This window comes from Sphingobium estronivorans (genome assembly GCF_008692605.1).
In the GTDB taxonomy this organism is placed as follows: Bacteria; Pseudomonadota; Alphaproteobacteria; order Sphingomonadales; family Sphingomonadaceae; genus Sphingobium; species Sphingobium estronivorans.
In genome coordinates this window covers 44,424-56,876 of the sequence record NZ_LFCT01000032.1, presented here as the reverse complement: position 1 = coordinate 56,876, position 12,453 = coordinate 44,424, and the positions used below count along the sequence as shown (strand labels likewise).

Genomic DNA, 12,453 nt, shown 5'->3' with positions numbered 1-12,453 from the left:
ATGTAGGTGTAGCCGCCTCCCGCCACGCCCTATTGTCGCGGGTTCAGGCCTGAGATGCCAGCCTTCGCTGGCATGACGGATGATTTTTCGTCTGATTTCCTAAAACTAATCCGATACCCGCCAGTCCCCTAACCACCCTTTTCGTCATCCCAGCGCAGGCTGGGATCTCGGGAGGTAGCGCGCGACATGGCCTGAGACCCCAGCCTGCGTTGGGGTGACGATGGGGGCCGTTGGCGTGACGGAGGGGCGGGCGTCTGCGAACCAGCCATTCTGTCTCGGAATCTTCTTATCGGTTTGAGGGCACGGCGAGATCTCACCGCTAACTTCTCAAAGTGGCATGACAAAAGGGGCCGCCGGGCAGGCGACCCCTTCTATCCTCTCCCAAAAGCGGGCAGGTTTTTTCTTACTCGGCCTTCGACTGAAGGTTCACGGCCGCATATTTGCCGCGACGGTCGACTTCGAGTTCGAAGTCGAGGCGGTCGCCTTCATTGAGCGCGCTCATGCCGGCGCGTTCGACGGCGCTGATGTGCACGAAAGCGTCGGGCTGGCCATCGTCGCGCTGGATGAAGCCGAAGCCCTTCATGGCGTTGAAGAACTTGACCGTGCCGCTGGCACGCTCACCGGTGAGCTGGCGCTGCGGGGCGCGGTCGCCGCCCGGACGATCGCCGAAGCCGCCGGCGCGCGGTTCGCGGGGCGCACGGTCGGTGACGGGAAGCGGTTCGCCCTCGATCTTGAGGTCGGTCGCCGACACCTTGCCGCCGCGATCGACCAGCGTGAAGCCGAGCTGCTGGCCTTCGGCCAGGCCGGTCAGGCCTGCCTGTTCCACAGCGCTGATGTGGACGAACACGTCTTCGCCGCCATCGTCACGGACGATGAAGCCGAAACCCTTCTGGCCGTTGAAGAACTTTACGACGCCGGTGCCTTCACCGACGACCTGGGCGGGCATGCCACGGCCACCGCCGCCAAAACCACCGCCACCGCCGCCGCCGCCGAAGCCGCCGCGACCGCCGCCGCCGAAGCCGCCACCGCCGAAGCCGCCGCGATCACCGCCAAAACCGCCACCACCGCCGAATCGGTCACCACCGAAGCCACCACGGTCGCCACCGAAGCCGCCGCGATCACCGCCATAGAAATTGTCGTCGCCGAAACCGTCGCGCTTGTCCTTGCCGCGCCCGCCGCGGCGACCTCTATCAAAACTCATGCCCTGTTGGTCACTTTCGCTTCGCCCAAGATTAAACCGGACAAACATGTCGGGCGAATGACATGCAGAATCCACCGCCAAGTCGCGGTTTGGGACTCACTATATCAACTTTTTTCAGGCGCGCGAATGATTTTACATATTCGCGTCAATCAGGGCGGAAAAGCGCGAGTGCGGCGGTTTCGAGGGGATTTCCGGGCGAGGGTGCGGCGTGCAGCGGATGATTGCGGCGTGGACGGATTCGCCATAGAGGGGAATCATGACCGTTTATTTCCATGAAGAAGATTTGCCCGCAGGCGTCCTTGCCCCCGGCCCGATTGCCGTCGACACCGAAACCATGGGGTTGATTACGCCCCGCGATCGCCTCTGCGTCGTGCAGATCAGCGACGGCCAGGGGCATGAACATCTGGTGCGTTTCAACCCCGGCAGCGATTATGCCGCGCCGAATCTGAAAGCCGTGCTGGCCGACCCGGAGCGGTTGAAGCTCTATCATTTCGGGCGGTTCGATATTGCCGCGCTCAAACATTATCTGGGCGTGGTCGCGGCGCCGGTCTATTGCACCAAGATCGCCTCGCGACTGGTGCGGACCTATACGGACCGCCATGGCCTGAAGGAACTGGTGCGCGAATTGCTGGGGCAGGAACTCAGCAAGCAGCAGCAGTCGAGCGACTGGGGCGGGCCGGTGCTGTCGGATGCGCAGAAGGATTATGCCGCCTCGGACGTGCGCTATTTGCACCAGCTCAAGGCCGAACTCGACAAGCGGCTGATTCGCGAGGGGCGGATGGAACTGGCGCAGGCCTGTTTCGATTTCTTGCCCCATCGCGCACAGCTGGACCTGGCGGGATGGCCGGAGATCGACATCTTCGCGCATATGTGAGGTTCAGGTGTCGATTCAGGCCGATCAGCAACGCGATGTGCGCCGCCATTGGGCGAGGCCGGGAGGGAGCCATGACCGGTTGGTCGGGCTGCTCAAGAACTGGCTGCCGGTGGCGGTGGGCGTGCTGGCGGCGTTGCTGGCGACCGCGCCCTTTACCGGGGGCGACAAGGTCAGCTTCGTGCTCGACAAGAACAAGGTCGAGGTCGCGAAGGAACGCATGCGCGTGACCGAGGCACTCTATCGCGGGGAAGACAGCAAGGGGCAGCCCTTTTCGCTGCGGGCCGGGTCCGCCGTGCAGAAAAGTTCGCGCGAACCGATCGTCGATCTGAACGACATGTCGGCGCGAATCCTGTTGACGGACGGTCAGGCGCTGCTGCGGGCGCAGCGGGGACGCTATGACATGGATACGGAGCGGGTCGCGATCGACGGGCCGGTGCAGTTCCAGTCGGAGGGCGGCTATCGCCTGACCACGCGGGATGTCGGCGTCGACCTCAAGTCGCGGCGGATGCAGAGCGCGGGGCGGGTCGATGGGCGCATTCCCATCGGCACCTTCAGCGGCGACCATCTGGAAGCGGATCTGGGTGCGCGGACGGTGACGCTCAATGGGCGAGCGAGCTTGCGTATCGAACAAAATGGCCTCAAAGGGCGGAAGTGATGAAAAAGCCCCTTATCCTGCTGTCTTTGGGCGCTCTTGGCGCGGCTGGCCTGCTTTCTACAGGGGGCGGTGTCGAGGCCTGGGCGCAGGTGCTGAAAAATCATGACAGCAATGCGCCGGTGAACTTCACCGCCGACCGGATCGAGGTGCAGGATCGCGCCGACCGGGTGATCGTGTCCGGCAATGTCGAGGTGACGCAGGCGGGCATGACGCTGAACGCCGCGCGGATGACGGTGGCCTATAAGAACCAGCCGGGCGGCGGGACCGGAACCAACGGGGTGCAGATCGACCGGATCGACGCCTCCGGCAATGTCGTCGTCACCAAGGCGGATGAGACGGCGCGGGGCAATGTCGCCATTTACGATCTCAACAGCAAGCTGATCACCATGCTGGGCAATGTGTCGCTGACGCAAGGGGCGAACCGGCTGACCGGAGGGCGACTGGTGATCGATCTGACCAGCGGACGCTCGACCGTGGACGGGCGGGCGACGGGAGGCGGCGCTTCGGGCGTGACCAGCGGCGCAGGCGGGCGCGTGTCCGGAACCTTCACGGTGCCGCAGCGGAAAAACTGACCGGCAGAGGCAAGGGGCTTGCCCCAGCTTGTGCCGGACGTCTTCCGGCACCACGCACTCTATCAGTGCTTACCGGGCTTGTTGGACGTGCCTTTGGCTGTCGGATTGATCAGCATCGCGCCGGCGGGCAGGGCGGTCCCACCCATGTCCAGCTTTTGCGCTTCGGCCTGGGCCACGTGCTTGGGATCGTCGCGTTCCTTGATCGCGGCCTTGGTCTCCGCATCGGATTGCTCGTCCGAATCGCTGTCCGCGCCGCGCGTCCAGCCCAGGATGATCGACATGCGGCGGTTGCGCGGATCGTAGGCATCGTCCTTGGCGAAGGGCTCGCGGTCGGCGACACCCTCGATCCGGGCGAAGCGGTCATTGCCGATGCCGTTGCCGGCCAGCGCCTTGCGGGTCGCTTCCGCGCGGGCGGATGACAGCATCCAGTTGTTCATCGTCTGACCCGAACTATAGGGCAGGCCATCGGTATGGCCGCGCACGATCAGCGGGTTGGGCATGGTCCTGATGGACTGCGCGACCTCATTGACCAGTTGCTGGGCCTGCGGCAGCAGGCGGTCGGTGCCCATGGCGAACATCGCGAAATCGGCTTCGTCGATCAGGTCGATGCGCAGCCCCTCCCGGGTTTCGGTGAAGCGGATGTTCTTGCGCAGATTCGCCATGCCCTGGCGCCGGGCCATGCGGGCTTCCAGTTCCTGCTTGATCGATTCGAACTTCGCCCGGTCGGCGGAGCGGGTGGCCTTGCCGCCCTGGTCCTTGGTGCCCGAAGCGTCGCGCGGGATGGTGATGGCAAGGTTGCCCTGACCGCCGGTGGTCGGATAATTTTCCTTGCCCATCAGGCTGTCGCCGCCGAACAGCCCGTTGGAGCCTGCGGAATTTTCCTTCATCTGCACCAGCGTCGGCGTGAAATAGTCGGCGAGGCCCTTGCGTTGCTTTTCCGTGGTCGCGCCCAGCAGCCACATCAGCAGGAAGAAGGCCATCATTGCCGTCACGAAGTCGGCATAGGCGACCTTCCACGCGCCGCCATGATGACCGCCATGGCCGTCGACGATGATCTTCTTGACGATGATCGGCCGGGGTTCGGGCTCGTTCGCCCCGCGCTTTTTCTCGGCCATGGCTTATTTGCCCCGCATGCCGTCGAACACTTCGGCAAAGGCCGGCTGGTTCGCATGGGTCAGGCTGGAGCGCGCGGCTTCGATCACCAGCGGCTGAGGATGGCCGTGCAGCGAGGCGACGATGATCTGCTTCACCACATGGTAGATGGAACCATCGGCCTCGATCACGGCGCGGCAGCGGTTGGCGAAGGGATTGACCATGCCATAGGCCAGCAACACGCCCAGGAAGGTGCCGACCAGCGCCGAACCGATCATGCCGCCCAGGATCGCCGGGGGCTGGTCGATCGAGCCCATGGTCTTGACCACGCCCAGAACCGCCGCGACGATGCCCAGCGCGGGGAGCGCGTCGGCCAGGCCCTGGAGGTTGTCGGCAGGCTTCAACGCTTCGTGATGGTGCGTCTTGAGCGCATTATCCATCACTTCCTCGACCGCGTGTGGATCGAGCGTGCCGGAGGAGACGACCACGAGTCGCAGCGTGTCGCTGATCAGGTGGATCAGCGTCTTGTCGCCCATCAGGCGCGGATATTCGGAGAAGATCGCGGAACTGCCCGGATCTTCGATATGCGGTTCCAGCGCCACCGGGCCTTCGACGCGCAGCGTCTTCATCAGGCGCGAGACGAGGAAAATGCAGTCGAGAAAATCCTGCTTCTTATACTTCGGCCCCTTGAACACCTTGGCCAGGCCCCCGCCCAGCGCTTTCAGGTCCGATCCCGAATTGCCGATGATCAGCGCGCCCGCGGCGGCGCCGCCGATGATGATCATTTCATGAGGCAGGGCCTCGAGCACGGGGCCGATGTCGCCGCCTGTGAAAATGAAGCCGCCGAACACCATGGCGAGCAGCACGACCAGGCCGATGATTGCGAACATGACTATCCCCGAAAAATCCGCCCGAAGGCGCCGTCTTGTTTCCAGCGTCGCATGAACGACGCTCCCGATTGGTTAATACGGCTTGGTTAGGATGTGGTTTAGGCCGCCGGTCGAAAATTCGGGCATCGAATTTTCAAAAGAAAATAATTTTGTTTCAGTGGGTTGAATGCGCGCGCCGACGATGGCCGCGCTGGACGCCCGCGAAGGCGGGCGTCCGGTTCCCAAGCCTCGGGATCGATGGCGCGGTCTTATTTGATCAGGTCGAACAGCGTCTGCTGGTTGATCCGCGCGAAGGAGGATTGCGCCGCGTTCAATTGGAGCAGCTTGGCCGAGACCGAGGAAATGACCTTGGTCAAATCCGTCGATTCGAGGTTGTTGCGCCGATCGGTCAGGTCCAGGTCGATATCGGTCAGGCGCGTGCCGATGGTGTCGAGCCGGTCGCTGCGCACGCCCTGCTTGGTCTGTTCCAGAACGACATGCTGCTGGCCTGCCTTGATCGCGTCCAGGCTGGCGGCGACATCCGTGTCGGTGCCGGTTTGCAGCGCCGTGATGCTCTGCGCCAATATGTCGTCCAGCGACATGGGCGTGCCGTTGACGTCGATCCCTTCGGACACTTCCTGCCGGGTGCCGACCACGGCGAGATTGAGGCCACGGCTGACCGGGACCAATATGCTCTGCCCATCGTCGAAGGCGGGCACGCCATTATAGTCTTTCTGGTTCAGCAGCGAATCGATGGTCGAACGGATCGTCTTCATTTCCTCGATGATCGCGGCCTTGCCGGTGTCGTTCATCGATCCGTTGCGGGCGGAGGTGAGCAGTTCCTGCGCACGGGTCAGCAGGGTGTTCATTTCGTCCAGGTTCGATTCGGCGGTGTTGGCCCGCGTCGAGCCGGTGCTGACATTGGATTGCCAGGCGGCCTGCTGCGCCTGCGCGCGGCCGATGTCCGACACCTGCACCCACGCCAGCGCATTGTCCGACGGTTTGGTCAGCGTCTTGCCGCTGGAAATCGCGGTCTGGCCGTCGACAATGTCCTGCGAGAGTTGCTGCTGCCGCCGGACTTCCGCCAGAAGGACTTTATTGGTGATGCCTACCATGGGTCAGCCCTTTTCCGTTCACATGATCTGGAGGATGGCGTCGACGGTTTCCTTCGCCACCTGAAGGATTTTCGCGCACCCCGAATAGGCCTGCTGGACCCGGAGCAGGTCAGCCGCCTCCATGTCGAGATCGACGCCGCTCACTGCCTCGCGGGCGGCGACGGCCTGATCGCTGCGATTCTGGGCCGTGGTCTGCTCCGCCTTGGTGGAGGAGAGCAGATTGGCCTGGGCGGCGACCAGAGAGGTCCAGCCCTGTTCCACGCTGCCATTGCCGCGCAGGGTGGCGGACACGGTCAGCAGATTGCCGTTCGCCGTGCCGTCCGACGATTTGGTGGCGAACTGCCTGGGATCGGTGATCAGCGCGGTCACGGTGGCGGCGTTGGTGCCGGAAAGCAGCGGCGCGCCGGCGGCGCCCGCATCGGTGACGCCCTGGGCGTGCCAGTCGTTCATCTTGGTCACGAACTGCACCGCCAGCGCGTCGAGGCTGGTGCGGCGCTGCGTCACCGTGTCGGCAGCGGAAAACAGGCCGCCCAAAGTGCCGTTGGCGGGCGCGGCCAGCGCCGTGCCGTCGCCCGTGGCGAGCGCCAGCGTGCCGTCGCTGTTGGCGGTGACGGCGAGGGTGGTGGCGGTGCTGCCCTGGACCAGCGATTGGCCGTTCAGCGTGACATTGGCCTGATCGTGCGTGCCGAAGCCGATGTCGATATTGAGGTTGGACGACAGCGTGCCCAGCGCCGCGTCCCGGCTGTCGAGCAGCTGGGCATAGGCGGAGGTACCGGGCTGCGCGCGCAGCAGGCTGTTGTTGATGTCGGCCAGCACGGACAGCGCATGGTTGATCGTCGCGACCGAGGATTGCGCCTCGGTCGCGATGCCGTTCGACACCTGTTGCAGGTCGCCCGCCGTCTGCTGGAACGCCTGGGCGACGCGGCTTATGCCGTCCAGCGTCGTCACGCGCAGGGAATTGTCATTGGGGCTGGCGGCCAGCTTGTCCATATTCTGGTACATGCCGGTCAGCAGCTGGCCGACGCCGGTTTCGGTGTCGTTGAGCGCCGTTTCCGAATCGCTCAGCCAGCGCAGCCGCGCGGTCGAACTGCCCAGCGCCATGTTGGTGGCGCGCACCGCCGCGTCGAGATAAGGATCGGTCGCGCGGTTGACGCTCTTGACCTCGGTGCCGCCGAAATTGGTGCGCGCAATGTACATGGCCATGGTCGCGGTCGACGAACCGGCTTCGACCGTCGTGACCGAGCGGCGGGTATAGCCTTCGGTGCTGGCATTGGTGATATTCTCGGAAATCGCCGCCATCGCCGAGCGATAGGCCTTGGTGCCCGAAGCGCCGATGATGAAGAGATCGCTCATTCGGCCTTGTCCGCAGCAAAGGCGTCCGTAGCGCCTGCTGCCGGGGTGGCGGCCGGGCTGACCCGGGCGCCGAACTGGTGCATCAGCATTTCCGCGATGCCGAGCGTACCCCGGTTCGCCATGCTGTCCGCGGTGCGGGCGTCGGCCATGTCGCGGAACTGGTCCGTCGCGCTGGAATCGTTGATGCCCTCGGCAAGGCTGGCCGAGCGCATCGCGCCCATCATCTGACGCAGGAAGATCGCCTCGAACTGCTGCGCCGCCTTTTCCAGCGATGCCTTGTCCGGCTTTCCGCCGGTCTGGGGCGTTGCCGCCGAAGTCGCGTTTACCTGCATCACAACACCACCAGTTCAGCCTTCAGCGCGCCTGCCTGCTTCAAAGCTTCGAGGATCGCGACCATGTCCGCGGGGGAGGCGCCGATGGCGTTCACCGCTTTGACTATATCGGCCAGGGAGGCTCCACCTTTAAAATTAATCATCGGTTTCTTTTCCTGGTCGATCGAAATCGAACTGGATTGCTCCACCGCCGTCTGGCCTTGGGAGAAGGGCGCGGGCTGAACGACGCGGGGCGATTCGTTGACGCTGACGGTGATCTTGCCGTGCGCGATGGCGGCGGGGTGGATCCTGACCGCGCCGTTGATGACGACCGTGCCGGTGCGGGCGTTGACGATCACCTTGGCAGGGGCGTCGGCGGGCGAAACCTCGATATTCTCGATCATGCCCATCATCATGATGCGGTCGGTGGCGCCGGGCGCGGCGTCGATGGTGATCGACACGGCGTCCACGGCCCTGGCGCGATGGTCGCCATAGGTGCGGTTGATGCCGTCCGCCACGCGCAGGGCCGTGGTGAGGTCGGCTTCGGAGAGGTTGAAGGTGAGGGTGGGCGCGGTGTCGAAGCCGGTCGCGACCGCGCGCTCGACCGTCGCGCCGCCCGGAATGCGGCCCGCCGAGGGGATGTTCACCGAGACCTGGCTGCCGTCCGCGCCGGAGACGCCGAGGCCGCCAACGGCAAGATTGCCCTGCGCCATGCCATAGATTTCGTTATCCGCGCCGCGCAGGGGCGTCATGATGAGGGTGCCGCCGCGCAGCGACTTGGCCTTGCCCAGCGCCGAGACGGTGACGTCCAGCCGCTGGCCGGGCTTGGCGAAGGCGGGCAGGTCCGCCGTCACCAGCACCGCCGCCGCGTTCTTGAGCGCCGGGTTGATCCCCTGCGGCAGGGTCAGGCCGAAGCGCGAGACCACGCCCTTCATGCCCTGCGTCGCATAGTCCAGACTGTCGTCGCCCGTGCCCGCGAGGCCGACGACGATGCCATAGCCGGTCAGTTGGTTGGGACGCACGCCCTGAAAGGTGCCGAGGTCCTTGATTCGCTCGGCATGGGCCGGAACAGCGAAAAGGGCCATCAGCGGCAACAGGACGCGAAACAGGCGGGTCATGGCGGGCATGTCCATCAGAAGGGGCTGATCATGGAGAAGAAGCGCTGCAACCAGCCCTGACGGCTGGCCCGGGCGATTTCCCCCTTGCCAGTGTAGATGATCTTGGCGTCGGCCACGCGGGTCGAGGCGATGCGGTTGTCCGGGCCGATATCGGCCTGACGGACAAGACCGCTGATCTGGATGAACTCGTCGCCGCGGTTGAGCGTCAGCGCCTTTTCGCCCTTCACCAGCATCGTGCCGTTGGGATAGGTCGCCGCGATGGTCACGGTGATCTCGCCATTCAGCGCGTTCGACTGGGTTGCGGCGCCCTTGCCGGTGAAGCTGTTGCTGCCGCTGGCGCCGACGTCGCTGGCAGAGAAGAGCTTGGACAGCGGGCCGGTGCTGGGCGGGTTCAGCGCGATGCTGCCGTCGCGGCTGGTGTCGGCGCTGTTGCTCTTGGTCGCCTGCGTCTTTTCGACGAGCACGATGGTGATGATGTCGCCCACGCTGGTGGCCCGCGCGCCGCTGGTCAGCGGGGTGTAGCCCATCGACGCCTGAAAGATCGAGCCGTTGGCCGGCGGAGCGGCAGGGGCGGCAATGACCGTGGGGGCAAAAAATTGCCGCTCGGCATCGCGCTTCTTGCCGGCCAGTGCCGGGGAGGCGGCAAGAGCGACCAGCGACACGGCGAAAAGGGAGGCGGAAGCGAAGCGCATCGTCATCCTCACAGCTGCTGATTGGCGTATTGCAGCATTTCGTCGGTCGCCTTGATCATCTTCGAATTGACCTCATAGGCGCGCTGGGTCTCGATCATGTCGACCAGTTCCTCGACGACATTGACGTTCGAGGTTTCCAGATAGCCGGAGCGGATCGCGCCGCGCCCGTCGAGACCCGCGACGCCCGTCTGCGGCGTGCCGCTGGCGGCCGTTTCCTTGAGCAGATTGCCGCCGACCGACTGAAGGCCGCCCGGATTCATGAAGCTCGCCAGCTCGATCTGTCCAAGCTGGGTCGGTTCGCTCTGGCCCTGAAGCGTGGCGGAGACGGTGCCGTCATTGCCGATGGAGATGCTGGTCGCGCCCTGCGGCACGGTGATCTGCGGGATGAGCGGCAGGCCTTCGCTGGTGACGACCACGCCTTCCGCAGTGGTCGTGAAATTGCCCGCGCGGGTATAGGCGATGGAGCCGTCCGGCTGCTGCACCTGGAAATAGCCCGAACCCTCGACCGCCATGTCCAGCGTGTTGCCGGTCTGGTTCAGCGTACCCTGTTCGTTGATCTTGCTGGTGCCCTGGAGCGAGACGCCCGAGCCGAGGTTGAGGCCGGTGGCAAACTTGTTCTCGCTGTCGCTGTTCGCGCCCGCCGCCACGATCTGCTGATAGGCCAGCGTTTCGAAATCGGCGCGGTCGCGCTTGAAGCCGGTGGTGTTGACGTTCGCCAGGTTGTTGGCGATCACGCGCATCTTCGTGTTCTGCGCGTCAAGGCCGGTGCGGGCGACATGAAGGGCTGCGTTGGTCATCGTCTCTTATCTCCACGACACTTGGTCATATCGGCTGCAAAGCAAGAGCCGTGCCAAGAATTAACCATCAAGACGCATCAGCGACGCGCCGCCGTCATCCAACTGCTTGGCGGTGTCGATCATCTTGATCTGCGTTTCCCAGGCGCGGCTGGCCTCGATCATCTGCACCAGCGCGGCGGTCGCGTTGACGTTCGATCCTTCCAGCGCACCGCCGGTCACGCTGGCCTGCGGGTCGTCGGGCAGGGCGCCGCCATTCACCTCGCGGAACAGGCCGTCCGTGCCCTTGGCGATGCTGGAGCCGACCGGGCTGACCAGCTTCAACCTGTCGACCTGCTGCGGATTGGCGGGGTCGCCGCCCTGAGGCACGCCCCAGATGCTGCCGTCCTTGGCGATGGACACGCTGTCCATCTGCGGCAGGGTGATGGGACCGCCTTCGCCCAGCACGGGCAAGCCGTCGCCGGTGGTCAGCAGGCCGCTGTCGGTGACCTTCAGGTCGCCGCGGCGCGTATAGGCTTCGCTGCCGTCCGCGGCCTGAACGGCGAGCATCGCATCGCCGTTCAGCGCCACGTCCAGCGGATTGCCGGTTTGCGTGACCGCGCCTTGCGCCATGTCGGCGGCGATCACTTGCTCTGAGGCTTGCGCCCGCGTGTCGAAGGTATCGCCCTTGATCCAGCGCGTCTCGGCATTGGCGATCTCGCCGCGAAAGCCGGTGGTGTTGACGTTCGCCAGATTGTTGGAGATCGCCGCCTGCCGCGCCATCGCGCCGCGCATCGCGGTGAGAGCCGTGTTGACGAGCCGGTCCATGGGTTATTCCTGTTCTTGCGGATGTTGGGTTGACCCAGGTGCGGATGCGTCAGCATCCGCAGCTTGAGCATTAGGACCGCATGTTGACGATCGTGGTCGACAGCGTATTGGCCGCCTCGATCGCCTTCGAATTCGCCTGGAAATTGCGCTGGGCGGAGATGAGGTTCACCAGTTCCTCGGTGATGTCCACGTTCGATCGTTCCAGCGATCCGGAACGCACCGCGCCGTAAAGGCCGCTGTTGCCGATGCCCAACAATGCCGGGCCACTGGCGTTGGTGGAGGTCCAGTGCGCGTCGCCCTGCTGGCGAAGCCCTTCCTGGCTGTTGAACGCGGCCATGGCGACGGCGCCCAGATAATGGGTGGAACCGTCGGCATAGACGGCGGTGATCTTGCCTTCTTCCGATACGCCCACGCTGGTCAGCTGGTTGCCGGTGCCGCCCGAAGGCCAGTTGGTCGGAACCTGAAGGTCGACGAGGTCGCCGGTCGCCAGCGTGTTGTTGGTGATGGCGGTTGCGGTGGCCGCGCTCGGCTGGCCGGTGGCGTCGTCGACCGGGATCACCTGAAGACGGGCGCCGGTGGTGTCGACGACAAAGCGGTTCTCATCCACCGAGAAGGCGCCGTTGCGGGTATAGCTGACCTGATTGTCGGCGGTGCGCTTGACGCTGAAAAAGCCTTCGCCGGTGATGGCGAGGTCCAGCGTCTTGTCCGTGGTTTCGATGGTGCCCTGGGTGAACTGCTGGTTCACGCCCAGCGTGCGGACGCCCTGTCCGGCGACCTGCGTGGTGGTCTGCATCGGCGCGGCGGCGAAGATGTCGCCGAACACGGCCTTGCTCTTCTTGAAGGCGGTCGAATTGACGTTGGCGACGTTGTTCGCCGTGGTCGACAGATCGGCCTGGGCGGCCTTGAGGCCCGAAAGCGAGATGTAGAAGGACATGGCGTTGCTCCTTGGGTGAAAAGGAATTTGGGGGTGAAAAGAAATTTGGGGTGAAAAGGATTCGCT

At 64.6% G+C, this 12,453-nt stretch carries 14 protein-coding genes; 3 read left to right on the top strand and 11 right to left on the bottom strand.

Annotated elements, in window-relative coordinates; all coding sequences use genetic code 11:
• Positions 1–403 precede the first annotated feature (403 nt).
• Positions 404–1,201, bottom strand: a complete 798-nt coding sequence (locus tag F7P65_RS22525) for a cold-shock protein (RefSeq protein WP_150294835.1) — start codon at positions 1,199–1,201, stop codon at positions 404–406.
• A gap of 256 nt (positions 1,202–1,457) precedes the next feature.
• Here F7P65_RS22525 and F7P65_RS19660 point away from each other — a divergent pair, with 256 nt between their 5' ends.
• From F7P65_RS19660 to F7P65_RS19650, 3 genes are read left to right on the top strand one after another with little or no spacing between them, the layout of a single operon-like run.
• Entirely contained in the window at positions 1,458–2,075 is a 618-nt protein-coding gene (locus F7P65_RS19660; RefSeq protein ID WP_150294832.1) for a ribonuclease D, read from the top strand.
• Positions 2,076–2,082: 7 nt separating this feature from the next.
• Positions 2,083–2,730: an LPS export ABC transporter periplasmic protein LptC gene (locus tag F7P65_RS19655; protein WP_150294830.1), complete on the top strand. Its 648-nt coding sequence runs from the start codon at positions 2,083–2,085 to the stop codon at positions 2,728–2,730.
• Positions 2,730–3,302 (top strand): LptA/OstA family protein, encoded by a 573-nt coding sequence (locus F7P65_RS19650; protein WP_150294828.1) that lies wholly within the window; start codon positions 2,730–2,732, stop codon positions 3,300–3,302. The genes F7P65_RS19655 and F7P65_RS19650 overlap by 1 nt, the downstream gene beginning before the upstream one ends.
• Positions 3,303–3,364: 62 nt before the next feature.
• Here the strand turns inward: F7P65_RS19650 and F7P65_RS19645 are convergent, their stop codons facing one another.
• The 10 genes from F7P65_RS19645 to F7P65_RS19600 form a co-directional block, all read right to left on the bottom strand.
• Positions 3,365–4,417, bottom strand: coding sequence for a flagellar motor protein MotB (locus F7P65_RS19645; protein ID WP_150294826.1), 1,053 nt, complete (start codon positions 4,415–4,417; stop codon positions 3,365–3,367).
• Positions 4,418–4,420: 3 nt separating this feature from the next.
• Entirely contained in the window at positions 4,421–5,284 is an 864-nt protein-coding gene (motA, locus tag F7P65_RS19640) for a flagellar motor stator protein MotA (RefSeq protein ID WP_150294824.1), read from the bottom strand.
• A 248-nt stretch (positions 5,285–5,532) separates the two neighbouring features.
• Entirely contained in the window at positions 5,533–6,378 is an 846-nt protein-coding gene (locus F7P65_RS19635) for a flagellin (RefSeq protein WP_150294822.1), read from the bottom strand.
• Positions 6,379–6,396: 18 nt separating this feature from the next.
• Positions 6,397–7,731, bottom strand: a complete 1,335-nt coding sequence (gene flgK / locus F7P65_RS19630; protein WP_150294820.1) for a flagellar hook-associated protein FlgK — start codon at positions 7,729–7,731, stop codon at positions 6,397–6,399.
• A complete protein-coding gene (locus tag F7P65_RS19625; protein WP_150294818.1) occupies positions 7,728–8,063 on the bottom strand; it encodes a rod-binding protein in 336 nt (111 codons plus the stop codon). The genes flgK and F7P65_RS19625 overlap by 4 nt, the downstream gene beginning before the upstream one ends.
• A complete protein-coding gene (locus F7P65_RS19620; protein WP_205452190.1) occupies positions 8,063–9,160 on the bottom strand; it encodes a flagellar basal body P-ring protein FlgI in 1,098 nt (365 codons plus the stop codon). Before F7P65_RS19620 ends, F7P65_RS19625 begins: the two co-directional genes overlap by 1 nt.
• 14 nt (positions 9,161–9,174) lie before the next feature.
• Entirely contained in the window at positions 9,175–9,852 is a 678-nt protein-coding gene (locus F7P65_RS19615; RefSeq protein WP_150294842.1) for a flagellar basal body L-ring protein FlgH, read from the bottom strand.
• A gap of 8 nt (positions 9,853–9,860) precedes the next feature.
• Positions 9,861–10,649, bottom strand: a complete 789-nt coding sequence (gene flgG / locus F7P65_RS19610) for a flagellar basal-body rod protein FlgG (RefSeq protein WP_150294814.1) — start codon at positions 10,647–10,649, stop codon at positions 9,861–9,863.
• A 60-nt stretch (positions 10,650–10,709) separates the two neighbouring features.
• Positions 10,710–11,453: a flagellar basal body rod protein FlgF gene (locus tag F7P65_RS19605; RefSeq protein ID WP_150294812.1), complete on the bottom strand. Its 744-nt coding sequence runs from the start codon at positions 11,451–11,453 to the stop codon at positions 10,710–10,712.
• Positions 11,454–11,523: 70 nt separating this feature from the next.
• Positions 11,524–12,387 (bottom strand): flagellar hook-basal body complex protein, encoded by an 864-nt coding sequence (locus F7P65_RS19600; RefSeq protein WP_150294810.1) that lies wholly within the window; start codon positions 12,385–12,387, stop codon positions 11,524–11,526.
• Positions 12,388–12,453: the final 66 nt, after the last annotated feature.

What these genes read in the sequence shown, in the direction of transcription:
- F7P65_RS19605 (WP_150294812.1), bottom strand. Translation starts at nt 11,453, where the DNA reads ATGGACCGGCTCGTCAACACGGCTCTCACCGCGATGCGCGGCGCGATG.
- F7P65_RS19625 (WP_150294818.1), bottom strand. Translation starts at nt 8,063, where the DNA reads ATGCAGGTAAACGCGACTTCGGCGGCAACGCCCCAGACCGGCGGAAAG.
- flgG (WP_150294814.1), bottom strand. Translation starts at nt 10,649, where the DNA reads ATGACCAACGCAGCCCTTCATGTCGCCCGCACCGGCCTTGACGCGCAG.
- F7P65_RS19620 (WP_205452190.1), bottom strand. Translation starts at nt 9,160, where the DNA reads ATGACCCGCCTGTTTCGCGTCCTGTTGCCGCTGATGGCCCTTTTCGCT.
- F7P65_RS19660 (WP_150294832.1), top strand. Translation starts at nt 1,458, where the DNA reads ATGACCGTTTATTTCCATGAAGAAGATTTGCCCGCAGGCGTCCTTGCC.
- motA (WP_150294824.1), bottom strand. Translation starts at nt 5,284, where the DNA reads ATGTTCGCAATCATCGGCCTGGTCGTGCTGCTCGCCATGGTGTTCGGC.
- F7P65_RS19615 (WP_150294842.1), bottom strand. Translation starts at nt 9,852, where the DNA reads ATGCGCTTCGCTTCCGCCTCCCTTTTCGCCGTGTCGCTGGTCGCTCTT.
- F7P65_RS19600 (WP_150294810.1), bottom strand. Translation starts at nt 12,387, where the DNA reads ATGTCCTTCTACATCTCGCTTTCGGGCCTCAAGGCCGCCCAGGCCGAT.
- F7P65_RS19645 (WP_150294826.1), bottom strand. Translation starts at nt 4,417, where the DNA reads ATGGCCGAGAAAAAGCGCGGGGCGAACGAGCCCGAACCCCGGCCGATC.
- F7P65_RS22525 (WP_150294835.1), bottom strand. Translation starts at nt 1,201, where the DNA reads ATGAGTTTTGATAGAGGTCGCCGCGGCGGGCGCGGCAAGGACAAGCGC.
- F7P65_RS19635 (WP_150294822.1), bottom strand. Translation starts at nt 6,378, where the DNA reads ATGGTAGGCATCACCAATAAAGTCCTTCTGGCGGAAGTCCGGCGGCAG.
- F7P65_RS19650 (WP_150294828.1), top strand. Translation starts at nt 2,730, where the DNA reads ATGAAAAAGCCCCTTATCCTGCTGTCTTTGGGCGCTCTTGGCGCGGCT.
- flgK (WP_150294820.1), bottom strand. Translation starts at nt 7,731, where the DNA reads ATGAGCGATCTCTTCATCATCGGCGCTTCGGGCACCAAGGCCTATCGC.